Consider the following 25,830-nt stretch of genomic DNA (forward strand, 5'->3'; position numbering starts at 1 on the left):
CCATGAGCGCGCCCGGCAAACCCCTCGCCTCCCCGCCCCCTGTCAGCGCACAGCCGGGCGAGCAGCCTCCGGCACACTGGGCGGCTCGCAACGAACGTGGCTCTCCCTGGGCCATGCGCCTGATGCTGCGACTGTCACTGGCGCTGGGGCGCTGGCCTACCCGCCCCATCCTGTGGCTGATCGCCGCCTATTTCGTTTGCGCCGCGCGCCAGGCCCGGCACGCCTCGCGTGACTACCTGAGCCGCGTCCTCGGCCACAGGGCAAGCCTGTGGCATGTTTTCCGCCACTTCCTGTGTTTCTCGACCACGGTGCATGACCGCGTCTTCATTCTCAACGACAAGGGCGACCTGTTCGACATCCGCCTGTTTGGCGAAGAGACGATGCATCGCATGAACGACGAGCACGGTGGCCTGCTGTTGTTCGGCGCGCACATGGGCAGCTTCGATGCGTTGCGCGCTGCTGCACGCAATCTTTCCGGGCGGCGCATCACCATGGCCATGTACGAAGAGAATGCGCGCCACATTTCGCAGATGCTGGCCAGCGTCGATCCCGACGCAGCGAACGAGATCCTGCCGCTGGGCCGCCTCGACTCCATGCTGCAGGTACAGGAGCGGCTCGCCGCCGGGCAGATCGTCGGCATTCTCGCCGACCGCAGTTTCGGCAAGAGTGAAATGCGCCCGACAGAGGTACTCGGTGCCGACGCGCCGCTACCGACAGGTGCGTTCCGCATGGCAGCGCTATTGCGCGTGCCGGTATTCTTCATGGTCAGCCTGTATCGCGGAGGCAACCGCTACGACGTGCATTTCGAACCATTGGCCAATTTCACGGACTACTCCCACGCGGAGAAGGAGGCGCTCATGGAGACGGCACGTCATCATTACGCGGATCTCCTGACGCGCTTCTGCCGCGAAGCGCCTTACAACTGGTTCAACTTCTTCGAGTTCTGGAATGCCGGTGAAGCCACCACCACGCGGACCAGGTCCCGTCAGACTTCCGAACAGCCATCATGAAAAATACGCTGCGCCAGCTCAGGCTTGTCCTTGCACTCTTGTGCACCCTCGGTCTCTTGCCACTGCAGTCCGTATCCGCGGCCTCCTGGCAACTCCCCGATCTGATGAAGCTGCTGGCCGAGACACCTGCGGGTCGCGCCACCTTCGTCGAGCAGAAATTCATCGGCATGCTCGACAAGCCCGTCGTCTCATCCGGCGAGCTGAGCTTCACCGCACCCGACCAGCTCGAGAAGCGCACGCTCAAGCCGCGCCCCGAAGCGCTGATTCTCAAGGGGGACGAGCTGACGCTGGAGCGTGGCAAACGCTCGATGAAGATGTCCCTGCAGGAGCACCCGGAGGTGTCGGCTTTTGTCGAAAGCATCCGCGCCACCCTCGCGGGTGATCAGCGAGCCCTGGAGCGCGTCTGGAAAGTTGCCCTGGACGGCGCACCGAATCGCTGGGCATTGGTGCTTACCCCCCTCTCACCAGGCTTTGTGGCGCAGATACGCATCGACGGCGTACGCGGCGAGGTGCGCCAGATCGACATCGAACAGAGCGATGGCGACCGCTCCATCATGACTATCTCGAAAGTCCTCACGCCATGAGCGCAGTGCGTCGCACGCTGGCAGGCAAACTGCCGCTATTGATCTGGCTGGTCGCGCTGGTGCTCTGCGTCGGCGTGATCCTGCGCACGCATTTCGTTGCCGACATGTCGGCCTTCCTGCCGAGCAATCCGGATGCGCAACAGCGTGTGCTCGTCGAGCAATTGCGCGACGGCACCATTGCACGCTTGATGATCGTCGGCATCGAAGGCGGCGACGCAGCTTCGCGACATCGTGCCTCGCGCGAACTGGCGGCAAAGCTGCGCCAGTCGCCACGCTTCATCGGCGTACAGAACGGCGAGAGCGCCACGCTGGCGCGTGACCGCTCCTTCTACTTCAACAATCGCTACCTGCTGAGCCCTGCCGTCACCACCGAGCACTTCACGGCGGACGGCTTGCGTGAAGCCATCGGCAATTCGCTCGACAGTCTGTCCGGCAGTGCCGGCATGATGCTCAAGAGCCTGCTCGCCAAGGACCCGACGGGCGAGACGCTTGAGCTCATCGACAATCTGCAACAGGGCGGCGGCCCGCGCGTCGCTGATGACGTATGGGTATCGCGTGATGATTCCCGCGCCCTGCTGTTGTTGCAGACCAGTGCCGCAGGGTCCGACACGGATGCACAAGCGGCCACCATCGCAGAAGTGCGCAGCAGCTTTGAAGCGGTACGCGGTCAAAGCGGCGATCAGGCCAATGCGATGCGCGTGGTGCTGACCGGCGCTGGCGTGTTCTCCGTGCATTCGCGCGACGCCATCAAGTTCGATGCACGCCTGCTCGCGGGCTTGTCGACGGTGTTCGTCGTGATCCTGCTGCTGGCGGTGTACCGATCGACGCGCTTGCTGATCCTCGGCTTGATGCCGGTACTCAGCGGAGCGCTCGCCGGCATCGCTGCGGTAAGCCTCGGCTTCGGCCAGGTGCATGGCCTCACGCTGGGTTTTGGCGCCACGCTGATCGGTGAGGCGGTCGATTACTCGATCTACCTGTTCGTGCAGTCCGGCCAGAATTCGCAGGGCGCCGCGCCGCGCAGCTGGGAAGGCAAGTTCTGGCGTACCGTGCTGATCGGCGTCGCCACCTCGGTCTGCGGTTTCGGTGCCATGCTGGTGTCCGGCTTTCCGGGCCTCGCCCAACTCGGCCTGTACTCGATGAGCGGCCTGCTGGCGGCCGTGCTGGTGACGCGCTACGTGCTGCCCTCGCTGATGCCGAAGTCGGTCAACATGCGCGACATCGAGCCTATCGGGGCGCGCCTCACAAGTGCGGCGCACTGGCTGGCGCGCGGCCGCGTCATTGCCCTGGGCCTGATCGCTGCTGCCACCGTCTTCCTGTGCGTGCAGCATGCACACATCTGGAACCACGACATTTCGGCATTGAATCCGGTGCCGCGTGCAGACCAGGAGCTCGACGCCCAGTTGCGTGGTGAGCTCGGTGCGCCGGATTCACGCTACCTGCTGGCTTTCAATGCCGCAGACGAACAGGCTGCGTTGCGAGCGGCCGAGAAGCTCGACGCGCCACTGCGCAAACTGGTCGACGACGGCGTGCTGGCAGGTTTCAACTCACCAGCCCGCATGCTGCCTAGCCTTGCCACGCAACAGGCGCGCCAGAGTGCCATGCCCGATGCGGCGACACTGCGCAGCAATCTGCAAACTGCATTGGTCGACATGCCATTGCGCGCCGACAAGCTGGAAGGCTTCGTCGACGATGTGCAAGCCGCCAGAACACGCAAACCACTGACACGTGCCGATCTGGATGGCACGGCCAGCGCATTGGGGCTCGATGCCATGCTGGCGCGCAAGTCTGAGGGCTACACGCTGCTGATCCCGCTCAATGCCCCTGCAAGCAACGAGAAGGGGCTCGATCTGCAGCAGCTGCGCACTGCCCTCGCCAGCAGCCAGCTCGAGGGCGGCAATGAGAATCTGCACGTCATCGACCTGCGCGACCAGGCCGAGTCACTCTATGCCGGCTATCTCGACGAAGCCATCCGCCTCTCCGCCTGGGGGCTGGCCGCGGTGATCGGCGTCATCGCGCTGGCCCTGCGCGATGCCAGACGCATCGTGCGTGTCTTGCTGCCACTGGCCGGCAGCGTGGCGCTGGTGATGGCAGGCCTCGTGTTGAGCGGCACCATGCTCAGCATCCTGCACCTGATCGGCCTGTTGCTGACCGTTGCCGTGGGCTCGAACTACGCGCTGTTCTTCGATCAAGGCGATGAGGACACTACGCCGGCGCAGCAGCATCGCACCATCGTGTCACTGGTGCTGGCCAACCTCGCAACCGTCGTCGGCTTCGGTTTGCTGGCGACCTCATCGGTATCCGTACTCAGTGCGCTGGGCGCTACGGTCGGGCCCGGCGCGCTGCTGTCCCTGCTACTGGCCGCCGTGCTGGTACCGGCCAAACGAACCAGCGCCTAGCGCGCCTGTCGCACGATAGAGACAGCGCCCGGGAAAGGGAGAACCGCAACATGCCCCAGCAATTTTCCCGGCGCAGCGCACTCTGGTTGAAGCTCGCCCGGCAACGCCTTGGTGGCCGCCATGCTCGCGGCGGCAAGCGCCTGCTTTACCTGTGCTTCGCAGCGGCAGGCACGCTGCTGTCGGCCTGCGGTTTCTTGCCGCAGCCACATACGGTCCCCCTGCCCGCGCTGCACGACAGGCTGTCGCCCGCAGCACCGGCCAAACGTCTCGTCGTCATGCTGCCAGGCATCTACGACAAAGCCGCTGATTTCGTCAGCGAAGGCTTCGTCAAGGATCTGCGCTCGCGCGGCATCGACGCCGACGTGCTGATGCCTGAGGCACACTTCGGCTACTACGAGGCCCGCGACGTCGACCTGCGCCTGGAGCAGGACATCTTCGCGCCAGCCCGCGCACAGGGCTATCGCGAGATCTGGATCGTCGGCGTATCCCTCGGCGGTCTGGGCGCACTGCTGTATTCCTCGCAGCATGCAGAATCCATTACCGGCATCCTCCTGATTGCGCCCTTCCCCGGAACCGACAAGGTGCTCGGCGAGATCCGCCAAGCAGGCGGCCTGCGGAGCTGGTCAGCGACACCACAGGCGCAGATGGGCGATGAGCGCCCCGCCCTGCGCTGGTTTGCTTCAGCAGCGTCGCTGCAACAACAGAAGCCCGCCAGCGTGCCGGGCATCTTTCTGGCTACAGGCAAGGCAGACCGTCTGTTCGAAGGCCAGCGCCTGCTCAGCGAAGCACTGCCACCAGCGCATGTGCAACTCGTAGAAGGTGGGCATGACTGGCAAACATGGCGTCACCTATGGCAAGAATTTCTCGACGAAGGCCCGTGGGCCCTGGAGGCTGCCAAACGGGCACATCTTGATAGAATCCGCCTGTAACACCGTATGTTGTCCTGCGCCTGAAGCGCACCGCTCCCTGCCTCATTCATTTCTGTCCGATGGCGTCGAACCGAAACTCTCTTTCTGCACCCCTGCACCTGTCCGCCATGAGCCTGAGCTCCAGTCTCGGCCATGGTCTGCAGGCCACACTCGCAGCGTTGCGCGCATCACGCAGCGGCCTGTCTGATCAACGCTTCGAAACCGTGGAGCTGGCGACGTGGATCGGCCATGCGGCAGGTGTCGACGAGGTCGTGCTGCCGGAGTCGCTGCGCGCTTTCGAATGTCGCAACAACCGTCTGGCCTGGTTGGCACTGCAGCAAGACGGCATTCTCGAAGCTCTCGCTGCCGCGCGCGCGCGCCACGGCGCCAGCCGCATCGGCGTGTTCCTCGGCACCAGCACCTCGGGCATTCTGGAAACCGAGCAAGCCTTCCGGCGACGCGACGATGCAGGCAAGCTACCCGCCGACTTCCACTATCGCGAGACTCACAACACCTACTCGATCGCCGACTTCGTGCGCCATGCGTTGCAGCTCGAAGGCCCGGCGGTTGTCGTATCCACGGCCTGCTCGTCCAGCGCCAAGGTTTTCGGCAATGCCCAGCGCATGATTGCTGCGGGCTTCATCGATGCAGCCGTAGTGGGCGGCGTCGACTCGCTATGCCTGACGACCCTGCACGGCTTCCATTCCCTGCAACTGCTGTCTGCCGACCCGTGCAAACCCTACGACGCCACGCGCAACGGCCTGTCCATCGGCGAAGCCGCCGCCTTCATCCTGCTTGAGCGCGCCGACGTGCATGCTGCGCGCGATAACGACGTGCTGCTGCTGGGCGTGGGTGAGTCGGCCGATGCGCACCATATGTCGGCGCCGCATCCGGAAGGCCTCGGCGCACGCATTGCCATGCGCGCAGCCATGCAGCAGGCTGGCTTGCAGGCCAGCGACATCGATTACATCAACCTCCACGGCACGGCCACCCCCAGCAACGATGCAGCCGAAGCGCAAGCCATCGCAGCCGAGTTCGGCATGGTCACGCCCTGCAGCTCGACCAAGGGGGCAACCGGCCACACCCTGGGCGCCGCTGGTGGCACCGAGGCTATCATCTCCGCGCTATGCATCAAGCATGGCCTGATTCCCGGCGGGCTGAACATCACGCAACTCGATCCAGCCTTACAGGTGAACTATCAGCTCGCCAATCGCGACCAGCCCATCCGGCGCGTGCTCAGCAATTCCTTCGGTTTTGGCGGCACCAACTGCAGCTTGTTGCTCGGACAACGGGGAGCACGCTGACATGACAACTGCCCACACCACCGTCCACCTTCTCGGCCTCGGTGCCATCGGCCCCGGCTTCGCTGACTGGCCGACGCTCGCCGCCTTGCTGCGCGATGAACAGACCTGGTCGCACACCCCAACCCAGATACCGGCCCTGCAGGTATTGCCGCCGGCCGAGCGCCGCCGCATCGGCGTCGTCATCAAGCTGGCATTGGCCACAGGTCTCGAAGCTGCACAGCACGCAGAGCGCGATCCGGCGAAACTGGCCTCCGTCTTTTCCGCATCGAATGCCGAAGGTGAGAACTGCCATGCGCTGTGCGAGGCGCTTGCCGGCAGCGATCGCTTCATCTCGCCCACGCGCTTCCACAACTCCGTGCATAACGCGTCCTCCGGTTACTGGAGCATCGCCACCGGTTGCATGGCGCAGTCCACCAGCCTGTGCGCCTACGATGCTAGCTTCGCAGCCGGACTGCTCGAAGCGGCCACACAGGTTGCCAGCACGGGCGATGACTGCCTGCTGGTCGTGCACGACAGCGTCTACCCGCATCCGCTCGGTACGGCACGCCCACTGCTCGACAATATGGCGATCGGACTCGTCCTGTCCGCACAGGCGGGCAACCGGTCACTCGCCAGGCTTGACCTCAGCCTCAGCGCTGACGCAACACTGTCCGCAGTACCGCCGGAACTGGCCGCGCTGCAGACCGGCACGCCAAGCGGCCGCGCCCTGCCCTTGCTGAGCGCCGTGGCACGCAAGCAGGAAACCCGCGTGACTCTCGAGTACCTCGCGCCACTCGGCCTGAGCGTCAGCATCACGCCATGTCGTTGAGCGCGTCGACCATGCTCGATCGCCAGCAGATCGCGGCGCGCATTCCTCACACGGCAGACATGTGCCTGCTCGACAGCGTCGAGCACTGGGATGCCGACGGCATCCGCTGCCACAGTCAGAGCCATAGCAACAGCGATAACCCGCTGCGCGAAGCCGGGCAGCTCGGTGCTGCCTGCGGCGTCGAATACGCGGCGCAGGCCATGGCCATCCATGGCGCCCTGCTCGCAGGCTTGTCTGATGACACGCGGCCGCGCGCCGGCTTCCTCGCCAGCATGCGCGACGTACAGTTGCATGTCATGACACTGGACGACATCGTCGGCACACTGCGCGTCGAAGCAAGCCGCCTGACCGGTGACGGCCAGAGCATTCTCTACAGCTTCAAGGTCAGTGCCGGCGACACAGCGCTGGTAACGGGCCGCGCCGCCGTCGTGCTCGATGCGAGCAAGATCGAAGCAAAGCAGGCTCAACAAGCAATGGAACAGAAATGAAACGCGCTCTCGTGACCGGCGGCAGTGGCGCCATTGGCAGCGCCGTGTGTCGTGCATTGGCCGTACAAGGCCACCACGTCATCGTGCACGCCAACAGCAATGCAGCACGCGCCGAAACCCTCGCCGCAGAATTGCGGGCGCAAGGCCATTCCGCCGAGGCCGTGAGCTTCGACGTGACGGATACGGCGGCATGCGAAAGTGCGCTGGCCGCACTCGTCGAGGTCGGGCCGATCCAGATCCTCGTCAATAACGCCGGCATACATGACGATGGCGTTTTCGCCGGCATGAATCACGCACAGTGGTCACGCGTCGTCGACGTCTCGCTGAACGGCTTTTTCAATGTCACGCAGCCACTGATGCTGCCGATGATCCGCACGCGTTGGGGACGCATCGTGAATATGTCATCGGTCGCTGCGATTACCGGCAATCGCGGTCAGGTGAACTACTCAGCCGCCAAGGGCGCGCTGCAATCGGCGACGCGTGCGCTGTCCCTCGAAGTGGCTAGCCGCGGCGTTACGGTGAACGCAGTGGCGCCAGGCATCATCGCCTCGGAGATGACGGAAGGCGTTTTCGACAAGGAGACGATCGATCGCATGGTGCCCGTGAAACGCGCGGGCACCGCCGACGAAGTGGCCGCGCTGGTTGCCTTCCTCGCCTCGGATGCATCGGCCTACATCACAGGGCAGACCATCTCGATCAACGGCGGCATGGCCTGAGCCTGACAAGCCTCAGGTAGCGACCCTGCGCCAAAACAAGAGCGGCAAACGCAGGATTGCTCCCACAGCCAGGCGACTGTACATCCAGGTCAGCAAGACATTGTCACGCAGGTAATTGAAGTGCGAGACGCCGCCCTCATCGGCCCGCAGGTACTTCACCGGCGCAGCAATATTGAACGGCTTCACGCCGCGCCAGCACAGGCGTACAGCAGCTTCCGGATCGAAATCGAAGCGCCGCATCCAGCGCTTGCCGTGCATGACATCTGCAAGTTGCGCAACGGGATAGACGCGAAAGCCATAGAGCGCATCGCCGACACCGGCCCACAACGTGAGCAGATTGACGAGGGCGTTGGAAATCTTGCGCCCCCTGACCCGCACAGCCGGCGCACTATCGTCAAAAACCGGGCGACCCAGCACCATGGCCGCGGGCGCAGCCTGTGACTTCGCCATGAAGGCCGGAATCAGTTCGGCCGGATGCTGGCCATCCGAATCCATCGTCAAGGCGTGGGTGAAGCCCGCGGCGGCGGCCAGCTCCAGGCCATGCAGGACGGCGGCGCCCTTGCCCTGATTCTCGGGCAATACGATCACACGCAAACCGGCATCGTCGCGCGCCAGCGCCTGCAGGCGCTCGGCCGTGCCATCAGTACTGCCATCGACAACGACCCACACCGGCGACCACTGCGCGCGCGCAGCACTGACGGTGCCGAACACGCTCTCGCCCGGGTTGTAGCTCGGGATCAGGACCAGATGCGTTTGCGAGGCCTGCGTCGCGGCAGAGGACAGAGCGTTCATGAACCCACGGCCTGACTGCAGGGTTGCTCCGTTGCCGCGGGCAATTCGCACGCGCTGGGGAAATGCACGCCGGCCAGCTGGCGCCTGAACGAGGCTTCGAGCAATACCGGCAGCTGACGTGAATCATGCGGCGCTTCGAGGCGCTCGCCGAGACGGAAGGAGAAATGTACCGGCATGTCCGGGCGCCGCAACCAAGCCCAGCCCTTGCCGAGAAACGCCGAGTCGGTCTCGATGATCAGGGTCTGCACCGGCACGCCGGCACGCGCCGCAACCACGCCGACGCTACCGCGCAGGGGATTGATCGGCCCCCGCTCGGTACGCGTACCCTCGGGAAACATCAGCACATGCTGGCCCTCGGCCAGAGCTTCGATCGAGAGTGCCGTGGTCCCCAGAAACCAGTCGTTACGAATGTAGCCTGCGAGACGCGCGCCCACGCCCATGAGGAAGCTGTCGAGCAGGCTGGCCTTGGTGACACAGACGATGCCCGACAGGCGCGACAGCACCATCGGCGCATCGATACGTGTCGGGTGATTGGGTGCAATGATCATCGGCGGCGCATCGCGCAGTGCGTCCAGCGCGCTCAGATCGAAACGCGCCACGCCGATCAGCTCCAGCCACCACAGGTACAGGCGGAAGCCACGCATCACGCCCTGACGGCCGAAGCGGCGTGCCACGGCCTTCGGCAGTAGCAGCTCCGCCGGAATGGCGATGACGGTCCATACGATACAGCCGAGCGCCAGAGAACCCAGGCCCAGCCACAGAAGTACGTGCTCGCGCGCATGGCGCAGCAGCGTTGCCAATCGGTCCATCAATACTCCAATGCCAACCTGTCAGTGCAGGCTCAGGCAAAACCGACCGCTTCGATCTCAACCAGCAATTCAGCACGACACACATCAGCGCGCAAAACGACCATATTGATCGTCTCCCCCTCGCTACCCAGCACGCGATGGACTGTGTCGGCCACCATGAGTGCGTCTTCCGGTCGACGCACAAACACCTTGTAGCACAGCTTGTGTGACGAAAATGCGTCACGGCCCAATCCTCGATTGGCTTCTGCTACAACCGTCACGATATTGCGCAATGATTCTTCGGTCTGCGCCACGACGTCGCCGAGATGCACGCTTTCGTGGCCAACGATACTCGCCGTGCCGGAGACGAAGAGCACCTGACCACCCTTCGCGTCACTCAATACGCTGCCGCGCGAGAAACTCGGGCTCTTCGGCCCATAGCGTTCCGGGTAGCGGTAAGCGCTGACCTGGCGCGGATTTTCGACACAACGTGGTGCCTGGCGCGCTGCCAGCGCATACACCGTCAACGGCCCGCCCTGCGTGCCCAATGCGCAGGCAGCCGGAGCGCCTACGTCGGCCGAATGCTCGGAAGCCTCGAAGGCCGCCTGGCGCCCGATGTTGAACAAGCGGTAGCGCTCCAGCGTGCCGAGCTGATTGGCCTGGTGGCGATTGATGTCGGCAAAGTAATTCCAGCACCGCACAAGATGCCCGAAACCTTCCGCTGCCATCACATCAAACAGGGTCGTATAAGCCTGCTGCGCGGCAGCGGCGATATCACGCGCTACCTCACGAGGGCGCTCGCCACTCTGCTCGGCCAGCGTGATGGCCACGAACAGCAAATCATCCGTGCAACGATATCGGGCGGGGCCGCGCACGCCTTCTCGCACGGCACCGCTGACACGCCACTGTTCCATGACGCCCCCCGCCTGATCGCCAGTAGCGGCTTCGGCAGGCAAAGGCGACATGGCGATCTGGATGTCGACGCCTGCGCTTGCGCCACCAGCGAGCACGACATCGCTATGCCACACCGCGCCAAGCAGCCTTGCATCGCCGGCATCCGGCGCGGCAGCGCAGGCGACTTCCAGCGACAACACGCCCGTCGAGCCGCCGTGAGGTTGCGAGCGGGGCTGAGAACGAGGCTGAGAGTCGGACATTGCTCCCATCACTCGGCCTGCCGGAAAGCCAGCACCGCGTTGCTGCCGCCAAACGCGAAGGAATTGGACAGGGCTGCGCGCAGGCTGGTCGTGCGCAGCGCCTCGCCCATGACGTGACGTACGCCGAGACAATCGTCTGCGGGCGTTTCGAGTTGCTGCGTATGGGGAATGCTCTGCCGATGCAACGCCAGCACGGTGATCAACGCTTCAATCGCTCCCGTAGCGCCAAGCAGATGGCCATGCGCAGCCTTGGTCGCACTCACAGGCAACTGCGCAGCATGTGCGCCAAAGACCTCGCGCAGCGCAGCGATTTCAGCGGGGTCACCTTCGCGCGTGGCCGTGCCGTGCGCGTTCACGTAACCCACATCGGCGGCCGACAGTCCGCCCTGACGCATCGCCGCGTCGATTGCGCGGATCTGCCCTTGCGCATCCGGCTTGACGAGGTGGGTGTTGTCGCAACTGCTGCCGTAGCCCACGACTTCGGCGTAGATCTTCGCACCACGCTCGAGGGCATGCGACCACTCTTCAAGGATCAGTGCGGCACCGCCCTCGCCCAGCACCAGACCTGCGCGCTTCGGGTGGAAGGGGCGGCAGGCGGCAGGCGCCGTTTCTTCATCGCCGGGCGCCAACACGCGCATGGCATCCCAGGCGCGAATCACCGCTTCTGACAGAGGGGCTTCCGAACCACCTGCCACGACAATCTTGTCGCGCCCCTGACGAATGCGCTCGAAGGCATCACCGACCGCCACAGCAGACGAGGCGCAAGCCACGGAATATGTCGTGCACGCACTACCCAGGCCGAGACGGATGGCGATCTGCGAGGCACAGGCATTGTTCATCGCCAGCACCACGGACAGCGGCGGCACGCGGTCACGGCCGTTGATCATGATGTCGCGATAGCCCTGCTCGAAGGTCATCGTGCCACCGACACCGGTGCCCCACGAGACCCCGCAGCGCACATCGCCCTTCATGCCTTCGGCATCGAGGCCGGCATCAGCCCAGGCACGATAAGCAGCCGCAGCGCCGAGCTGACTGTAGCGGTCCATGGTGGCGGTCTGCACGCGCCCGACGGCCGCGAGCGAATCGAAATCAGCGCAATGGATCGCAGGGATCTGCAATGCGTCAACCGCTTGCGGGTGACGGAACAGACGGATGAAGGACTCGCCGCCCAGCAATCTGTTGAAGAAGTCATGCGCATCGGCGGTCGCAGGAGCCGTCACGCCAAGGCCGGTGACCGCCACGCGAAAAACGCCAGGCTGCGAAGCGCTCAGGGACGCGCCCCGGGGTGCTGCATCATGCATCTGCTTTGGGCTGGAGGTAGGAGTCAAAAACTTCAATCAATTGGGCCACGGTTTCGGGGCGTGGCAAATCATTGGGCAATTTGATCTTGAGTTGATCTTCAAAATCGAACATCAGGTCCAGAAGCATCAGCGAATCGACGCCAATGGATTCCAGCGTCGCTTCCGGCGTGATGTTCTCAGCGGGCGTGCCTACTTTCTTCGAAATGTATTCCCTGACTTGTTCCAGCGTATCCATGGCAAAGCCTCGCGAAGTAGGTGGTTGTGATTTTATCCGATTCGGTGTTCCGGGCAGCTGCAGCGGGCGAGCGGCGCCCGCGCTGGCTCAGACATCAGTACCGGCTGCCAACGATTTCTTGTGGTTGCTGCGGCGCCAGAGCCAGGTCTTGAAGGCCTGCGGCCAGATCGAGAGGCAGGAGCAGTAGTAGATGACCTTGAAGCCCAAGAGGCGCGGCCCGACCGGCGTATTGCGGAAGATGTCGCCGGCGAGAATGGACAGCAACGCCTCCTGCATGCGCCAGACATTGCGCGGCTGCATGAAGATCTTGCGGATCGCCGGCGAGGTGATGCGATAGATGAACCACGAGAACATCTTCGGCCCGTGCACCATGGTCTTTTCAAAGCGACGGAAGGCCTTCTCGGCCATCCTCACCTCACCCCTCAGCCAGTGATCCACGGCGGCAGCGCTTTCGAAGGCGCTGTGCATGGCCAGGAACACGCCGGACGAGAACATCGGGTCGACGAACGCATAGGCGTCGCCGATCATGGCGAAATTCTGGCCGCGACAGTACGACGAGCTGTACGAGAAATTACCGGTCGCCGTCGCCGGCTCGACCATGGTCGCATCCTTCAGCCGCTCGGCCAGCTTGGGCGCCAACGCCACGGTTTCCATGAGGAAGGTGGAAGGGTCGCTCTTGCGGGTCTTGAAATAGGCCGGCGAAGCCACGGCGCCCACGCTGACCGTGCCGTCCAGCAGCGGGATGAACCAGAACCAGCCGTGATCGAACCAGAACAGGGAGATATTGCCCTCGCGACGCCCCTCGCCACGCATGGCGCCCGTGAAGTGACCAAACAGGGCTGCGCTGCTGTGTTCCGGATTGCGCTTCTTGATCCCGAACTGGTTGGACAGCAATGTGTCGCGCCCGCTGGCATCGATGACGAAGCGGGGGCGCCATTCGGTCTCGCTGCCATCGTCGCTCTTCACTTTCACGAGGGCGCGACCATCGCCGCCCTTGCCCGCATCCAGATCAACGAAGTGCGCACGGGCGCCCTCGAAGGTGCGCGCGCCCCGTCGGGCGGCATGCCGGAACAGCAACTCATCGAACTCGGAGCGGCGCACATGCACGGCATACGGGAAGCTCTTGTCCATCGCTTCGGCGAAGAAGAAGTCGCTGGTATGGTCATGCCAGGGGGATATGAATTCAGCACCGTACTTGGTGATGCCGATCCGTTCCACGTCCTTGCGCACGCCCAGCCGGTCAAACAGCGGCATGTTCAATGGCAACAGCGACTCGCCGATGTGGAAACGCGGGTGATGCGCTTTCTCGAGCAAGACCACGTCATGGCCTTTGTCTGCCAGCAAGGCCGCCACGGTCGAGCCAGCAGGACCGCCACCGATGACCAGTACGTCGGGCGTCATACCGGTATGGGTCTTCATGCCCATCGCGGTCGGCATCGCACCCATTTCCTCCATCACCGCACTGCTCACCGAACTATTCACAACGCCCCCTCTGTGTTCCATGCCGACTCCGTATAATCCGGCAAAGATAGCATGTCGGCACTCCTCCCGGAACGCTGGCCAGACAGGCAGCCCCCCGCTGCAAGCCGCATTCCGACGGACAAGACCATCATGTCAACAGTCGTACAGACAGCCCAGTCAGCCGTGCATCAGAGCGAATCGCTGCTCGCCGGCATCCTCATCCAGCTCGCCATCATCGTTGCCGCCGGTCGCCTCGGCGGGGAGCTTGCCGCGCGCTTTGGCCAGGCCAGAGTAGTAGGTGAAATGCTGGTCGGCATCCTGCTCGGTCCGACCCTGTTCGGGGCCCTTGCGCCCGAGTTGTTCCGCATCGTTTTCACCGATGTGCCAAGCGCACCGATGATGATCCTTAGCCAGATCGGTCTGATCCTGCTGATGTTCGAGATCGGCATGGAGTTCGACTTCTCGCTGCTGGCACACAACCACCACAAACGCGCGACGACTTACGTCTCCATCCTCGGCATCATCCTACCGTTCGCGCTCGGGCTCATCTTTGGCTACTACGCCGCGCCAGTGCTGGCGCCCGGCATCAATCAGGTCGGCTGCGCGCTGTTCGTGGCGACGGCATTCTCGATCACGGCCCTGCCCACGCTGGGCCGCATCCTGATGGAATTCCGCCTGACACGCGCACCGATAGGCGTTGTGGCAATCAGTGCTGCCGCCATCAACGATGTCGTCGGCTGGCTGATCCTGATGGTCGTCTCGGCGCTCGCGATCTCGAGCTTTTCGTTTGGCAGTTTCTCGTTGCGTCTGGTGGCGCTGGCGATTTATGGCGTGGTCTGCTGGTATCTGGTTCGCCCGCAACTGCGTCGCCTGATCGGCCTCGAGACGCGCCGCAGCCCGGGCCTTTCCAGCAACCTGCTGGCCTCCACGCTGGTTCTGCTGTTCGTGTCGGCCCTCACGACTTACCTGATCGGCATATTCGCGATTTTCGGCGGTTTCATGCTCGGCCTGCTGGTGCACGACCAACGCGAATTCACCGAACAATGGGCAGACAAGGTGGGCCGCTTCGTGCAGGTACTGCTGCTACCGGTGTTCTTCACCTACACCGGACTGCGCACCAATGTCGGCTCGCTCACGACAGCCGGCGACTGGCTGTGGTGCGTCGCGCTGATCGGCGTCGCCACGCTGGGCAAATTCGGCGGCGGCTACATCGCCGGGCGTCTCGCGGGCACCGACCACGTCAGCGCCAAGATCCTGGGGCTGCTGATGAACACGCGCGGCCTGATGGAATTGATCGTGCTCAACATCGGCCTCGACATGGGCTTCATCTCGCAGAAGCTGTTCACCATGCTTGTGCTGATGGCGCTGGTGTCCAACGTCATGACCACACCGGGCCTCAAGCGCTGGTTACCGAAACTTGGCGACCGCTACAGGACAGCGGAAGACAAGGGCGCGACCACACACCAGCCCACGGGCTGAATGAAAAAAGGGCGAAACCGATCCGCCCTTTTTCCACTATCAGCACATCCCCGGCTTACTCGTGCACTACGGCCAGCAGGGCCTGCTCCAGATCCGCCACCAGCTTCACCGGCACGGCCAGCATGAGATTGAGTGGCAGGTCGAAGTTCTCCACGCGCCAGCCCTCCGCATCCAGCACGCACTCACCGTCGGCGACGAGCGGGGAGCCCTGCAGGCGCGCGACACGCTCGCACAGCGACTCCGCAGAATGAAGATAGCCCACCACCGGTTTGCCCAGTGCCAACGCGAATCCCACCTCGAAGCAGGTACCGGAATCCGGCTCCGCACCACGGAACGGCTTGAGATTGGCTACCACCGCGTCGGCTGCACGGATCATGTCGATGTTGTTGGCATAGATTCCGGCGGGCGTACTGGCGTCGCCGTCGAGCGGAATGAGCGCCTCGAGGCCAAGCGCCAGGCAGCGCCGCCGCACCTCCGCGGCCCAAGCGAGCGCATCGGTGCGGAACACATCAGGACCGGCAATATAGACTTTCAGCGCCGCCATGTCAGATGGTGGGCTCTTCACCGCCGAGCGCTTCGATCATCGCAGGAATGAAACGCCGCAGCTCGCCCGTCATGAGCGCGAATTCGGCATCGAACAACGCTTCTGCATCCTCCGCATCGCCCGCCGCATCCTTGACGACATCAAGGAATTGCAGACGCTTCAACTCCAGCTTGTCGTTGAGGATGATGCTCAGCCGGTCATCGAAGGTCAGGGCCAGCTTCGACGCCTGTTTGCCACCCACGATGTGATCCTGCACTTCCTTGCCGTCGAGCGCGTGACGCACGTAGCGCACGGCACTCTTCTCTTCGGTGATGGCGCGGAGCTCGCAATCCTGATCAATCGTAAAACCGACAGGTGCTTCGTTGGCGACCAGCCATTCCGTCATGGCGGTTGCCGGGCTCAGGCGCGTATTCAGCAGCTTCAGCGGCAGTTCGTCGAGGGCCTTGTGCAGTGATTCGACCACCGTATCAGCGGCCTTGCGACTGGAAGCATCCACGACCAACCAGCCGGCCTCGGGGTCGATCCACGAGAAGATGCGGCTACGCGTCGTAAAGGCGCGCGGCAGCAACTCCTGCGTTACGGCTTCGCGGATCTCCTTGATCTGCTTGCGGCCGGGCTTGTAGCCCTGTTGCTGCTCGATTTCCTCGGCGCGGTCAGCCGCGACCTGCTTGACGACGGAAGATGGCAGCAGGCGGCGTTCGATGCCCAGGGCGATCAGCCACTGACCGCCTACACTGTGAACGAGTGAGCCTTCGGGCTGGCGGGAAATCCAGCCGTGAGTGGAAAGATCCTGGCTACCGCAGGGGCGAAAGCGCAGACGACCCAGTTGTTCGTCCAGACGCTCGATGGTCATGTCCCAGTTCTGGGGCAGTCGGTATAGTTGCAGGTTGCGAAACCACATGGCGTCAAAATTGTCAGATGATACCGCCTCGTGAATCCCGCCAAAAGGAGTTCATCATGATTCGCATCAATCGCACCATCCCCGCTGTCGTCGCAGCCTTGCTGCTGGCCGCTTGCGGCGCCGAAACGGTCACCACAGCAGCCACCGTGGCCAAGCTGCAGGCACAGCAAGTGGAAGAAGCACAGAAGCAGAAGGCGCAGGTCACCCAGCAACTCGACCAGGCGCAGCAGCAGGCCGAAACGCAACGCCAGGCCATGGAAGAGGCCGCGAAGTAGCGCTGGATCGCACGTTCAATCAACCAAGGAGCAAGACCATGAAAGTGAAAGCCCCCAAACCGCGCAACCTGGTGCATCTCGCACTGCTGCGTACCAAGCGCAACGTTGCGCACGGCAAGTCGCTCAAGCAACAACGAGCCAACGGCCGCATCGCACTTCGCCGCAAACTGCGCGATGAAGGTGTTTTTGTTGAGTGCGCTGCCGCAGCACACTGAACCAAAACACCTTCATCACCGCCCTTCGTCATTACGTCGCGCATCGTAATGCACATGACGATGCACAACAGAACACAATGGCCGCACGCATCATCCCCATCCTTCCGCAACAAGCGCTTGCCGCCCTGCCCGACAATCCTGCCGCGCAGCTGAAAGCACCGCCGCCACTGGCGCTGTACATCCACTTCCCGTGGTGCGTGAAAAAATGCCCGTACTGCGACTTCAACTCGCATGCGGTACGTGACAACGGGATTCCGGATGCCGCCTATGTCGACGCGCTACTGCAGGACCTGCAGGCGACCTTGCCGCAGGTGTGGGGGCGCCGCGTCATCAGCATTTTCATCGGTGGCGGCACGCCCAGCCTGATTCCGCCGGAGCAACTCAACCGTCTGCTGACCGGCGTGCGTACCTTGCTGCCACTCGACCCTGAGGCCGAGATCACTCTGGAAGCAAATCCCGGCACGGTCGAAGCAGGTCGCTTCGCTGAATTCCGCGGCGCGGGCGTGACGCGCGTATCCCTCGGCATCCAGAGCTTCGACGATGTGCAGCTCGAGCGCCTTGGCCGCATCCACGACAGCCGGGAAGCGCGTGCCGCAATTGAACTTGCCGCGCGCAATTTCGACACCTGGAACATCGACCTGATGTACGCCCTGCCACAGCAGACCCTGGCGCAAGCCGAAAGCGATCTCGCGCAAGCCCTCAGCTTCGCGCCACCTCATCTGTCGTGCTACCACCTGACACTGGAGCCCAACACGCTGTTTCACCGCGCGCCGCCTCCCCTGCCCGACGAAGACGCGTCGGCCGACATGCAGGACATGATGGAGACGCGCCTCGCCGAGGCAGGCTACCGCCATTACGAGACTTCGGCCTTCGCCAAGCCCGGCCACCGCTGCCGCCACAACCTGAACTACTGGAGCTTCGGCGATTACATCGGCATCGGCGCAGGCGCCCACGGCAAGCTCACTTCACACGAGGGCGTGCGGCGCGAAATGCGCCACAAACACCCCAACGCCTATCTTGATGCGGCCCGCAGCGGCAACTTCGTGCAGGACGCCAATTTCGTCGCTGCAGCCGACCTGCCCTTCGAATTCATGATGAATGCATTGCGCTTGCTGGACGGCGTGCCACGCGCGCAACTCGAGCTGACCACCGGCCTGCCACTCGCCAGCATCGAGAAAGAGCTCGGCGTGGCGCGCACCCGCGGCCTGCTGGAAATCGACGCCGACCGCATCCGCCCGAGCGAACACGGCCGTCGCTTCCTCAACGATCTTCTTGAAATCTTCCTCGCCAAATGAGCACTGACGACATGCACGATGCGGATCCGGACACAGGGCCCGACGCAACTTTCGAGACCTGCGACTTCAACGTCGCCGATGCAGCCGAGCTTGCACAGATTTTTCGCGACGCCATCAACGTCAGCGCTGCGAGCGAATATTCGCCAGAACAGCTTGCCGCGTGGGCAAGATCGGCCGATGACGAAGCCGCCTTTGCTGCAGCGCTCAGCGAAGGCTGGGTACGCATTGCCGTCGATGACGAAGGCATTGTCGGCTTTGCCCAGCTCAACATGCCAGGCCACCTGGCCATGCTCTACACCGCACCACGTGCAGCGCGCCAGGGTGTCGCCACCTTGCTGATGGACGACATGCACATGCTCGCCGGCGCCATGGGCGCGAAGACCATCACCGCCGAAGCCAGCAGCCTGGCCCGCGCCTTTCTCGCCACGCAAGGCTTTCGCGACACCGGCACTGAAGTTGTCGAACGCCACGGCGTAAGCTTCACGCGCTATCTGATGGCAGGAAAGACGCGCTGATCGCGCTGCGGCAGCGATGTTGTAACAAGCAGTCGCCGGCTTCAGCCGCGTCAACATGTAGCGGCGACTTTGCGCGTACACTGCGCCTCTCACGACTCAGGACGACACCTCATGCCCTTGTTGCAACTGACGCCAACCGAAGCCCGTGTTCTCGCCGTGCTGGCCGAGAAGGAAAAGACGGTGCCCGATTCGTACCCGATGTCGCTCAACGCAATCATCACCGGCTGCAACCAGAAAACCAGCCGTGACCCGGTGATGGAGGTGTCGGAAAGCGAGGCGCTACAGGCCATCGACGCGCTCAAGTCGCACACCCTGATACTTGAGACCTTCGGCAATCGCGTCACGCGCTACAGCCATAACGTCGGCCGCGTACTCAACCTGCCGACGCCTGCCGCGGCCATCGTTGTCACTCTGATGCTGCGCGGCCACCAGACCTCTGCGGAGTTGCGCGCCAATAGCGAGCGCCTGTATCGCTTTGCAGACGTATCCTCGATCGAAGCCTTTCTGGAAGAGCTTGCTGCGCGCGCCGACGGCGCACTCGTCAAACTCATGCCCCGCACTCCTGGCGCCCGTGAAGCGCGCTGGGCACACCTGCTCAGCGGAGAACCCGTTGCCAGCGCACATGCTCCGACAGCTGCGCCAGAAGGCGGTCTCGCCGCGCGCGTCGCGGCACTGGAGGAACAGGTCGCAAGCCTGTCGGCCCAACTCGCTCGCGTCACCAGCGAACTGGGGCTTGTTGCGGGCGAATAGAACAGTGCCTGCGAATGCGGACACGACACCACGCCTGCAGCAGCACTGGCTGCACAACAGTGGTGGGCTGATCTGGCATCTGCGTGCGCTGCGCTACAGGACGGGTCTGTGGCAGGACTTCCGGCGCACGACGCGCGACTGGCTGCAGGCCTGGCAACCGCCCGCCACCCGACTGCTTCTCGTCGGTCCCAGCGCCGGTCACACGCTGGACGAGGAATTCCTGCAGCGCTGGCAGGCTGTCACGGTGCTCGAACCCGATCCGCTTGCGCGACACCTGCTGCGCTGGCGCTACCCGCAGGTCCGCTGGCACTTCGACGATGTAGACATCCTGGCGCAGCCTGGCACAGGCCTCCTGGCACAGCACTTCGGCGAACACGCCGTACTGTTCGCCAATGTGCTCGGGCAACTTGCGCCTCGCGAAGAAGGCACCGCCAGAGAATGGCTGCGCGCGCTGCGTGGCGATCTCGCGCGTCAGCACTGGGCAAGTTATCACGACGTCATTTCAACGACGCGCAAGCCGGACCACAGCGTGACGGGGCCGGTCGGTGGCACCGACCTGGATGCGCTCATCGCGCATTTCTGGCGTGGCGGCGAACTGCCGATCGTGGATCACGGCACGCTCGGGCTGGGCCAGCCCGGCGCGGAGACGGCAAGCTACTGCATCTGGCCCCTGCGACCAAGGCACTACCATCTGGTGGAGTGGCTTGTCGGGAGCCCTGCGACTGCCGACACGTACTAATGAGGGCAGCGTAGCTGCCCTCGGCGGGGGATTAACGCGAGGCGGCGTTGGTGGACATGGGGCCGGTGGAAGCCGGCATCGAAAACACGGCAGTCCCCGGTTGAATGACGGGCATGGGGGGTAGCTGGTGGTCTGATTCCAGAAGGCCGAGCTGGCTGAGATTCTCCACGATGTCTGCCGGGTCACCCAGCGGCTTGAGCATGCTTTGCAGCGTCACCCAGGGAGTCTTCCCGTCGATGAGAATGAGCGCTGCACGCATACGCTGTTGCAAGCCGTAGGAACGATCGCTCACGGCCATGCGGCCCAGTTCGGTCTTGTAGAAAATTTCCACATCAAACATGTCTACCCTCCATCTCTTCGAAGGCTTGATACACAAGAAGCATGCCAAATGCCGACACGCCCGTCCGGATGCAGCATCCGCCGTGCCTGGATCTCCGTAGCCACAGGACATCCAGAATCACGCACTACCGGGCAGCCAGCTTTATTCCTACAGCGTAGTCAGTGTACGTCCTACAACAAAGCGTCCTACAGGGCGGAAAACACGTAGATGACGATGTCCATCCGGGCAGCCACAGTGACGCTACGTGGCAGCAATGAAGCCCGGATTCGTCACCCGAAACAGGTACGATTCGCCGCCGGGCGTCGCCCGCTCTCCTGGCATGTAAAAAGTGCTACGACAAACACCCGCAGAACCATGCAACACAAGCTTGAATTGCAGAGACAAGACATGCGCCCCTGGAAAAAATTGCAATCAAACACCGTGCTGAAGGACCGCTGGCTGCATGTCACGGCAGATCGCTGCGAGCTTCCGAATGGCATCACGCTGGATCCGTACTACGTCATGCACGAGACGGACTGGGTGCATGTATTTGCCCTCGACGCAAACGGACACCTGCTCGTCGTCCGGCAGTACCGCTACGCCGCCGACACTACGACACTGGAATTGCCGGGGGGCGTCATCGACGATGGCGAGGAACCGCTGCTCGCCGCCCAGCGAGAACTGCTCGAAGAGACCGGCTATTCCTCCACGGACTGGTCGTTCGTGTGCAGCATGTTTGCCAACCCGGCCCGCCAGACAAACAAGGTGCACCTGTTCCTGGCGCGCAACGTGACGGCAACCGGCAGGCAGAATCTCGACGAGGCGGAGGAGATCGAGTGTTCATTGCAAACACTGGCAGCCGTGGAGTCCGCCATAGAGGGCGGAGAGTTTTCGCAAGCACTTCACATCGCCTCTTACTACCGCTGTCTGCGACTGCTGCATGATCAGAATGCTGTTGGCGGATCCGCCGGATCGCGCCAATGAGCCCCGCAGGAGCCCTCATATGTCGCTGACGTGTCGCGCCGGCTGTGCGGCCTGTTGCATCGCCCCGTCCATCAATACGCCCTTGCCCGGCATGCCGGATGGCAAGCCTGCCGGCGTCCCTTGCGTGCAACTCACGGCCGATCTGCGTTGCGCGGTGTTCGGCAAACCTGAGCGCCCGGCGTTCTGCGGCGGCCTGCAGCCCTCCGTTGAAATGTGTGGCGAGACGCGCGAATACGCCCTGCAGTGGATTGCACAACTGGAGCGCGACACAGCCCCCTCCGGCTCCGCGACGCCCCCAACCGGCCAATAGGTATCAACCCGTATAATCACAGCACTTCAATTCTGCCGGACCTGCCACATGGACATCGTGTTGCTTCTGAAAGCCGCCATTCTCGGCGTGGTCGAAGGCCTGACCGAGTTTTTGCCCATCTCCTCGACGGGCCACCTGATCCTCGCCGGCAGCCTGCTCGAATTCAACGATGCACGTGGCAAGCTTTTCGAAATCGCCATTCAGGCCGGTGCCATCATCGCCGTCATCTGGGAATATCGCGTTCGCCTTGCGAGCGTACTGACTGGCGCAACCTCTGATCCAAAAGCGCAGCGCCTGATCATCAACCTGATCATTGCCTTCATTCCTGCTGCTGCGCTTGGCTTCTTCTTCAGCAAGGCCATCAAGGCACATCTGTTCAATGCCCCGGTGGTTGCCACCGCCTTCATCATCGGCGCCTTCATCATCCTGTGGGCTGAACGCCGCCAGCACACAGTGCGCGTGCAGACGGTAGACGACATGACTGCCCTCGATGCGCTGAAGATCGGCATTGCGCAGGCTTTTGCCCTGATCCCCGGCACCTCCCGCTCTGGCGCAACCATCATCGGCGGCCTGCTGTTTGGCCTGTCGCGCCAGGCAGCAACCGAATTCTCGTTCTTCCTCGCCATCCCTACGCTGACACTGGCTTCGGCCTACTCCCTTTACAAGGACCGGGCCCTGCTGCAGGCCTCCGACATCGGCATGTGGGCCGTGGGCTTCATCACTGCCTTCATCTCCGCCTTCCTGTGCGTACGCTGGCTGTTGCGTTACATCTCCCGAAACGACTTCACCATATTCGCCTGGTATCGCATTGCCTTTGGCGTTCTGATACTGGTTACATGGCAAATGGATTGGGTGCAGTGGTCTGACCATTGAGTTGCAGGCATGCAACAACGCACACTTGCCCAGGAATTGTTGCGCTAGACTCGCCCCCGCTTTAAAGATTTTTACATTTTAAAACCGGGGGAAATATGCAAGGAAGAATCAAACACCTGCTGTGGGTGGGCTTGGCGTGCATGCTTGTCGCATGTGGCGGTGGCGGCGGAGGCGGCAGCTCCAGTACGCCCGCTCCAAACGGAACATTTGACCTTTCAACCACTTCGCTGAGCTTCACGGCCGCGACGCCGATCAGCACGGTTGCGTCACAAACCATCACCCTGAGCAACCTGGGGCCGGACGCGGCAGCGATTCGTGTTTCATCAACTTCGGGCGGCGCAATTGCATCATGGTTGAGCGTCACGATCAGCGGTTCGACCGGCACCGTGACGGCCAACCCTTCCAGCCTGAGCGTGGGCACGTACAACACGGTCGTACGCGTGGCGAGCTTCAGCTCAAGTGGCGCGCAACTGTTCTCCAGAGACGTGAACGTGCAACTCGTCGTCACCTCCAACCTCTGGAGCATCTACGACGCAAGCGCACTGCCTAATGCAACGGGCGCACTCACTCAGGCCAACGGCTCGCTGACGCAATTTGACCTGAACACTGGAGGCAACAGCGCCTATTCGAGCGTAGCCGCAGGCATCCTCAGCCTGGATACCACCGCAGCAGCTGGCGACCAGCATTTCTTCGTCACGCCGTTCGCGGCGACGAACACTGCAGCAACGTATCCCAAGAAGCTCACCATCCTGGCGCGCCTCAAGGGTGATGCCGCCTCAGACCGCTTCCTGGACATCAATAGCTCCTTCGGCGACACCGGTGCCACCGCCTACAAGGCTCAAATCACGTTCGGCTCTAGCTTTACAGGGTCCTCGCTAACGAATACCAAACTGTCGCTCAACAACGTCAACGGAGGGGGGGCCGTGTACTCGAGCAATTTCGATGCGACGAACTACCACGTCTTCCATATCGCGATCACGATGAACACGCCTTCCTCGGGCACGGTTCTCGTATATCTCGACGGCAATGCCACGCCGATCCTCAACCAGACCGTCAGCTCGTTTCCAGCGGCAGCGGTCGGTGAGAACAATCTACGCCTTGGCGACACCGACAGCACCTACACGCGCAAGGGTTCGCTCGACTGGCTGGTGTGGACCAACTCGGATGCTTACACGCCTGCGCAGCTGAGCGGCAAGCTGCCTGCAGGTTTCACAAGCACGGGTTACTAATCAGTTCCCTGCACAGAAAAAAAAGCGCGGCCGCGGCCGCGCTTTTTTGTGGGCCAAGAACGGTTTCACCTTCTTCACCTGGTAGCGCATCGCCTTCGTCGTTCTGGTCTTCGCTACATGGCAAATGAATTGGATGCAGCGGCCCGACCATTGAGTTGCAGACATGCAACACCTCACATTCGCGATGTGAGTTGCTGGGCTAGACTCGCCCCGCTTTAAACATCTTTACAACTACAAGCGGGGAAATATGTTCAGACAAATGAGACACCTTGCGTGGGCCGTCTTGGCCTGCGCGCTCGTAGCCTGCGGCGGTGGCGGAGGTGGCGGTAGCAGCACCAGTACGCCTGCCCAGAACGGAAATTTCGATCTGTCGACCTACGCGCTGACATTCTCGGCGGCGACGCCATTGAGCACTGTCCCCGCACAAACCGTAACTGCAAGTAACCTCGGGCCAGACGTTGCAGCGATCCGCGTCTCCAACACTTCGGGCGGAGCCATTGCGTCATGGCTGAGCATCTCCATCAGTGGCTCAAGTGCGATCATCACGGCATATCCTTCCACCTTTAATGGCGCCGCCACATATGACACCGTCGTTCGTGTCGCCAGCCTGAACTCGAGCGGTCAACAGCTTAGCTACAAGGACGTAACTGTGCAGCTGACTATCGCTGGTGTCGCGTGGGGTAGCTACAAGGCGGATGCAATGCCCAATACCTCCGGCGCCGTCACGCTGGCATCAGGCCAATCCAGCCAATTCCTGCTTTGCAATAGCAGCGCATCCAGTTCGAGTTCCAGCAGTTCGTCCAGTTCATCCAGCTCGGCTGGCTCGTGTGTGCTCACGAACAACTCCGTCTCGTCTGGTGTCCTTACAATCGACTCGACCGCCGCGGTCGGCGATAGCAACAGTTACTACCTGCGCAATGTGCTGCCGGATGGCTACCCGAAATCGATCACGACCGTGTTCCGCACGCGCTCCCTCTCGACCTACAACGGCCTGAGCGTCATGCTGAATATGGGTGAGTCCAACGGTGGAGCAAACGGCGGTCGCATGCAAATCTATGTGCAGGATGCGACCTACGCCAATAACGGGCTTGTGCTCTGGAATTTCGACTTCACTCCACAGGCCGTGTCGTTTCCTGGCGTAGCCAACCCGACAACCTCTTGGCACACCTACCAGATGACGGTGACCATGACAAACGCCACTACGGGGAACGTGAAAGTCTATGTGGATGGGGCCTCCACGCCGGCCGTCAACCGGTCATTCACCAGTCTGGAACAAGCTACCGCAGGCGTTGCCCAGAACTCGATCGCCTTTGGCGAAATCAACACTGGCTCGTTTGGAAGGTTCGATCTCGACTGGATCGTCTGGACCAATGGCGCCTACACGGCTACGCAGCTGAAGACCAAGCTGCCGAGTGGCCTGACGAGCGAAGGTTACTGATTCGTCCCAGCCTCCATAA

Annotated in this window: 29 protein-coding genes; 20 read left to right on the forward strand and 9 right to left on the reverse strand. The window is 62.7% G+C overall.

Annotated features, from left to right (window positions below):
• The first annotated feature begins 2 nt into the window (after positions 1–2).
• The 8 genes from VVD49_RS00555 to fabG are packed head-to-tail and all read left to right on the forward strand — an operon-like array spanning position 3 to position 8,214.
• Complete coding sequence (locus VVD49_RS00555; RefSeq protein ID WP_327597169.1) at positions 3–1,010, forward strand: LpxL/LpxP family acyltransferase; 1,008 nt, start codon at positions 3–5, stop codon at positions 1,008–1,010.
• Entirely contained in the window at positions 1,007–1,594 is a 588-nt protein-coding gene (locus tag VVD49_RS00560; protein ID WP_327597170.1) for a LolA-related protein, read from the forward strand. Before VVD49_RS00555 ends, VVD49_RS00560 begins: the two co-directional genes overlap by 4 nt.
• Entirely contained in the window at positions 1,591–3,990 is a 2,400-nt protein-coding gene (locus tag VVD49_RS00565) for an MMPL family transporter (RefSeq protein WP_327597171.1), read from the forward strand. The genes VVD49_RS00560 and VVD49_RS00565 overlap by 4 nt, the downstream gene beginning before the upstream one ends.
• A gap of 50 nt (positions 3,991–4,040) precedes the next feature.
• The gene (locus tag VVD49_RS00570) at positions 4,041–4,919 is read left to right on the forward strand and encodes an alpha/beta hydrolase (RefSeq protein WP_327597172.1); all 879 of its coding nucleotides are present in this window, start codon (positions 4,041–4,043) and stop codon (positions 4,917–4,919) included.
• Between the two features lie 59 nt (positions 4,920–4,978).
• The gene (locus tag VVD49_RS00575; protein ID WP_327597173.1) at positions 4,979–6,202 is read left to right on the forward strand and encodes a beta-ketoacyl-[acyl-carrier-protein] synthase family protein; all 1,224 of its coding nucleotides are present in this window, start codon (positions 4,979–4,981) and stop codon (positions 6,200–6,202) included.
• Between the two features lies 1 nt (position 6,203).
• The gene (locus tag VVD49_RS00580; protein WP_327597174.1) at positions 6,204–7,010 is read left to right on the forward strand and encodes a beta-ketoacyl synthase chain length factor; all 807 of its coding nucleotides are present in this window, start codon (positions 6,204–6,206) and stop codon (positions 7,008–7,010) included.
• Positions 7,001–7,498: a hotdog family protein gene (locus VVD49_RS00585; protein WP_327597175.1), complete on the forward strand. Its 498-nt coding sequence runs from the start codon at positions 7,001–7,003 to the stop codon at positions 7,496–7,498. Before VVD49_RS00580 ends, VVD49_RS00585 begins: the two co-directional genes overlap by 10 nt.
• Complete coding sequence (gene fabG / locus VVD49_RS00590) at positions 7,495–8,214, forward strand: 3-oxoacyl-ACP reductase FabG (RefSeq protein WP_327597176.1); 720 nt, start codon at positions 7,495–7,497, stop codon at positions 8,212–8,214. The genes VVD49_RS00585 and fabG overlap by 4 nt, the downstream gene beginning before the upstream one ends.
• 12 nt (positions 8,215–8,226) lie before the next feature.
• Here fabG and VVD49_RS00595 read toward each other — a convergent pair whose 3' ends face one another.
• The 6 genes from VVD49_RS00595 to VVD49_RS00620 form a co-directional block, all read right to left on the reverse strand.
• Positions 8,227–9,006 carry a glycosyltransferase family 2 protein gene (locus tag VVD49_RS00595; protein WP_327597177.1) on the reverse strand — a complete coding sequence of 260 codons (780 nt, stop codon included), beginning with the start codon at positions 9,004–9,006 and terminating at the stop codon, positions 8,227–8,229.
• Complete coding sequence (locus tag VVD49_RS00600; protein WP_327597178.1) at positions 9,003–9,815, reverse strand: lysophospholipid acyltransferase family protein; 813 nt, start codon at positions 9,813–9,815, stop codon at positions 9,003–9,005. The genes VVD49_RS00595 and VVD49_RS00600 overlap by 4 nt, the downstream gene beginning before the upstream one ends.
• A 32-nt stretch (positions 9,816–9,847) precedes the next feature.
• Positions 9,848–10,948, reverse strand: a complete 1,101-nt coding sequence (locus tag VVD49_RS00605; RefSeq protein ID WP_327597179.1) for a chorismate transformation FkbO/Hyg5 family protein — start codon at positions 10,946–10,948, stop codon at positions 9,848–9,850.
• 8 nt (positions 10,949–10,956) lie between these two features.
• The gene (locus VVD49_RS00610) at positions 10,957–12,189 is read right to left on the reverse strand and encodes a beta-ketoacyl-[acyl-carrier-protein] synthase family protein (RefSeq protein WP_327597180.1); all 1,233 of its coding nucleotides are present in this window, start codon (positions 12,187–12,189) and stop codon (positions 10,957–10,959) included.
• 52 nt (positions 12,190–12,241) lie between these two features.
• Positions 12,242–12,484 (reverse strand): acyl carrier protein, encoded by a 243-nt coding sequence (locus tag VVD49_RS00615; RefSeq protein WP_327597181.1) that lies wholly within the window; start codon positions 12,482–12,484, stop codon positions 12,242–12,244.
• Positions 12,485–12,571: 87 nt separating this feature from the next.
• Positions 12,572–13,987, reverse strand: coding sequence for an NAD(P)/FAD-dependent oxidoreductase (locus VVD49_RS00620; RefSeq protein WP_327597182.1), 1,416 nt, complete (start codon positions 13,985–13,987; stop codon positions 12,572–12,574).
• Between the two features lie 108 nt (positions 13,988–14,095).
• On the opposite strand from VVD49_RS00620, the gene VVD49_RS00625 reads away from it, so the two are divergent.
• On the forward strand, positions 14,096–15,424 hold the full coding sequence (locus tag VVD49_RS00625; protein WP_327597183.1) for a cation:proton antiporter: 1,329 nt from the start codon (positions 14,096–14,098) through the stop codon (positions 15,422–15,424).
• 55 nt (positions 15,425–15,479) lie between these two features.
• On the opposite strand, the gene VVD49_RS00630 is transcribed toward VVD49_RS00625, so the two are convergent.
• Both VVD49_RS00630 and VVD49_RS00635 read right to left on the reverse strand, forming a co-directional pair.
• Positions 15,480–15,968, reverse strand: a complete 489-nt coding sequence (locus VVD49_RS00630) for a nucleoside 2-deoxyribosyltransferase (RefSeq protein WP_327597184.1) — start codon at positions 15,966–15,968, stop codon at positions 15,480–15,482.
• A 1-nt stretch (position 15,969) separates the two neighbouring features.
• A complete protein-coding gene (locus VVD49_RS00635; RefSeq protein WP_327597185.1) occupies positions 15,970–16,869 on the reverse strand; it encodes a recombination-associated protein RdgC in 900 nt (299 codons plus the stop codon).
• A 56-nt stretch (positions 16,870–16,925) separates the two neighbouring features.
• Here VVD49_RS00635 and VVD49_RS00640 point away from each other — a divergent pair, with 56 nt between their 5' ends.
• The 6 genes from VVD49_RS00640 (at position 16,926) to VVD49_RS00665 (ending at position 20,658) form a co-directional block, all read left to right on the forward strand.
• Positions 16,926–17,144 carry a hypothetical protein gene (locus tag VVD49_RS00640; RefSeq protein ID WP_327597186.1) on the forward strand — a complete coding sequence of 73 codons (219 nt, stop codon included), beginning with the start codon at positions 16,926–16,928 and terminating at the stop codon, positions 17,142–17,144.
• 38 nt (positions 17,145–17,182) lie between these two features.
• Positions 17,183–17,359, forward strand: coding sequence for a hypothetical protein (locus VVD49_RS00645; RefSeq protein WP_327597187.1), 177 nt, complete (start codon positions 17,183–17,185; stop codon positions 17,357–17,359).
• Positions 17,360–17,436: 77 nt separating this feature from the next.
• Entirely contained in the window at positions 17,437–18,654 is a 1,218-nt protein-coding gene (gene hemW / locus VVD49_RS00650; RefSeq protein ID WP_327597188.1) for a radical SAM family heme chaperone HemW, read from the forward strand.
• A complete protein-coding gene (locus VVD49_RS00655) occupies positions 18,651–19,169 on the forward strand; it encodes a GNAT family N-acetyltransferase (protein WP_327597189.1) in 519 nt (172 codons plus the stop codon). The genes hemW and VVD49_RS00655 overlap by 4 nt, the downstream gene beginning before the upstream one ends.
• Before the next feature lie 111 nt (positions 19,170–19,280).
• Positions 19,281–19,919, forward strand: a complete 639-nt coding sequence (locus VVD49_RS00660; protein WP_327597190.1) for a YceH family protein — start codon at positions 19,281–19,283, stop codon at positions 19,917–19,919.
• A 4-nt stretch (positions 19,920–19,923) separates the two neighbouring features.
• Positions 19,924–20,658: a hypothetical protein gene (locus tag VVD49_RS00665; RefSeq protein ID WP_327597191.1), complete on the forward strand. Its 735-nt coding sequence runs from the start codon at positions 19,924–19,926 to the stop codon at positions 20,656–20,658.
• Positions 20,659–20,689: 31 nt separating this feature from the next.
• On the opposite strand, the gene VVD49_RS00670 is transcribed toward VVD49_RS00665, so the two are convergent.
• Positions 20,690–20,998, reverse strand: coding sequence for a restriction endonuclease subunit S domain-containing protein (locus VVD49_RS00670; protein ID WP_327597192.1), 309 nt, complete (start codon positions 20,996–20,998; stop codon positions 20,690–20,692).
• Between the two features lie 207 nt (positions 20,999–21,205).
• Here VVD49_RS00670 and VVD49_RS00675 point away from each other — a divergent pair, with 207 nt between their 5' ends.
• The 5 genes from VVD49_RS00675 (at position 21,206) to VVD49_RS00695 (ending at position 25,811) form a co-directional block, all read left to right on the forward strand.
• Entirely contained in the window at positions 21,206–21,961 is a 756-nt protein-coding gene (locus VVD49_RS00675; RefSeq protein WP_327597193.1) for an NUDIX hydrolase, read from the forward strand.
• 25 nt (positions 21,962–21,986) lie between these two features.
• The gene (locus tag VVD49_RS00680) at positions 21,987–22,271 is read left to right on the forward strand and encodes a YkgJ family cysteine cluster protein (RefSeq protein ID WP_327598925.1); all 285 of its coding nucleotides are present in this window, start codon (positions 21,987–21,989) and stop codon (positions 22,269–22,271) included.
• A gap of 48 nt (positions 22,272–22,319) precedes the next feature.
• The gene (locus tag VVD49_RS00685) at positions 22,320–23,144 is read left to right on the forward strand and encodes an undecaprenyl-diphosphate phosphatase (protein WP_327597194.1); all 825 of its coding nucleotides are present in this window, start codon (positions 22,320–22,322) and stop codon (positions 23,142–23,144) included.
• A gap of 95 nt (positions 23,145–23,239) precedes the next feature.
• Positions 23,240–24,373 (forward strand): hypothetical protein, encoded by a 1,134-nt coding sequence (locus VVD49_RS00690; protein ID WP_327597195.1) that lies wholly within the window; start codon positions 23,240–23,242, stop codon positions 24,371–24,373.
• Positions 24,374–24,632: 259 nt separating this feature from the next.
• A complete protein-coding gene (locus tag VVD49_RS00695) occupies positions 24,633–25,811 on the forward strand; it encodes a hypothetical protein (protein ID WP_327597196.1) in 1,179 nt (392 codons plus the stop codon).
• Positions 25,812–25,830 lie beyond the last annotated feature (19 nt).

The organism is Uliginosibacterium silvisoli, assembly GCF_036017035.1.
GTDB classification, from domain to species: Bacteria; Pseudomonadota; Gammaproteobacteria; order Burkholderiales; family Rhodocyclaceae; genus Viridibacterium; species Viridibacterium silvisoli.

Excerpts from the sequence above, each read along its gene's own strand:
- VVD49_RS00555 (WP_327597169.1), top strand. The coding sequence starts at position 3 with ATGAGCGCGCCCGGCAAACCCCTCGCCTCCCCGCCCCCTGTCAGCGCA.
- VVD49_RS00560 (WP_327597170.1), top strand. The coding sequence starts at position 1,007 with ATGAAAAATACGCTGCGCCAGCTCAGGCTTGTCCTTGCACTCTTGTGC.
- VVD49_RS00565 (WP_327597171.1), top strand. The coding sequence starts at position 1,591 with ATGAGCGCAGTGCGTCGCACGCTGGCAGGCAAACTGCCGCTATTGATC.
- VVD49_RS00570 (WP_327597172.1), top strand. The coding sequence starts at position 4,041 with ATGCCCCAGCAATTTTCCCGGCGCAGCGCACTCTGGTTGAAGCTCGCC.
- VVD49_RS00575 (WP_327597173.1), top strand. The coding sequence starts at position 4,979 with ATGGCGTCGAACCGAAACTCTCTTTCTGCACCCCTGCACCTGTCCGCC.
- VVD49_RS00580 (WP_327597174.1), top strand. The coding sequence starts at position 6,204 with ATGACAACTGCCCACACCACCGTCCACCTTCTCGGCCTCGGTGCCATC.
- VVD49_RS00585 (WP_327597175.1), top strand. The coding sequence starts at position 7,001 with ATGTCGTTGAGCGCGTCGACCATGCTCGATCGCCAGCAGATCGCGGCG.
- fabG (WP_327597176.1), top strand. The coding sequence starts at position 7,495 with ATGAAACGCGCTCTCGTGACCGGCGGCAGTGGCGCCATTGGCAGCGCC.
- VVD49_RS00595 (WP_327597177.1), bottom strand. The coding sequence starts at position 9,006 with ATGAACGCTCTGTCCTCTGCCGCGACGCAGGCCTCGCAAACGCATCTG.
- VVD49_RS00600 (WP_327597178.1), bottom strand. The coding sequence starts at position 9,815 with ATGGACCGATTGGCAACGCTGCTGCGCCATGCGCGCGAGCACGTACTT.
- VVD49_RS00605 (WP_327597179.1), bottom strand. The coding sequence starts at position 10,948 with ATGTCCGACTCTCAGCCTCGTTCTCAGCCCCGCTCGCAACCTCACGGC.
- VVD49_RS00615 (WP_327597181.1), bottom strand. The coding sequence starts at position 12,484 with ATGGATACGCTGGAACAAGTCAGGGAATACATTTCGAAGAAAGTAGGC.
- VVD49_RS00620 (WP_327597182.1), bottom strand. The coding sequence starts at position 13,987 with ATGGAACACAGAGGGGGCGTTGTGAATAGTTCGGTGAGCAGTGCGGTG.
- VVD49_RS00625 (WP_327597183.1), top strand. The coding sequence starts at position 14,096 with ATGTCAACAGTCGTACAGACAGCCCAGTCAGCCGTGCATCAGAGCGAA.
- VVD49_RS00630 (WP_327597184.1), bottom strand. The coding sequence starts at position 15,968 with ATGGCGGCGCTGAAAGTCTATATTGCCGGTCCTGATGTGTTCCGCACC.
- VVD49_RS00635 (WP_327597185.1), bottom strand. The coding sequence starts at position 16,869 with ATGTGGTTTCGCAACCTGCAACTATACCGACTGCCCCAGAACTGGGAC.
- VVD49_RS00640 (WP_327597186.1), top strand. The coding sequence starts at position 16,926 with ATGATTCGCATCAATCGCACCATCCCCGCTGTCGTCGCAGCCTTGCTG.
- VVD49_RS00645 (WP_327597187.1), top strand. The coding sequence starts at position 17,183 with ATGAAAGTGAAAGCCCCCAAACCGCGCAACCTGGTGCATCTCGCACTG.
- hemW (WP_327597188.1), top strand. The coding sequence starts at position 17,437 with ATGGCCGCACGCATCATCCCCATCCTTCCGCAACAAGCGCTTGCCGCC.
- VVD49_RS00655 (WP_327597189.1), top strand. The coding sequence starts at position 18,651 with ATGAGCACTGACGACATGCACGATGCGGATCCGGACACAGGGCCCGAC.
- VVD49_RS00660 (WP_327597190.1), top strand. The coding sequence starts at position 19,281 with ATGCCCTTGTTGCAACTGACGCCAACCGAAGCCCGTGTTCTCGCCGTG.
- VVD49_RS00670 (WP_327597192.1), bottom strand. The coding sequence starts at position 20,998 with ATGTTTGATGTGGAAATTTTCTACAAGACCGAACTGGGCCGCATGGCC.
- VVD49_RS00675 (WP_327597193.1), top strand. The coding sequence starts at position 21,206 with ATGACGATGTCCATCCGGGCAGCCACAGTGACGCTACGTGGCAGCAAT.
- VVD49_RS00685 (WP_327597194.1), top strand. The coding sequence starts at position 22,320 with ATGGACATCGTGTTGCTTCTGAAAGCCGCCATTCTCGGCGTGGTCGAA.
- VVD49_RS00690 (WP_327597195.1), top strand. The coding sequence starts at position 23,240 with ATGCAAGGAAGAATCAAACACCTGCTGTGGGTGGGCTTGGCGTGCATG.
- VVD49_RS00695 (WP_327597196.1), top strand. The coding sequence starts at position 24,633 with ATGAGACACCTTGCGTGGGCCGTCTTGGCCTGCGCGCTCGTAGCCTGC.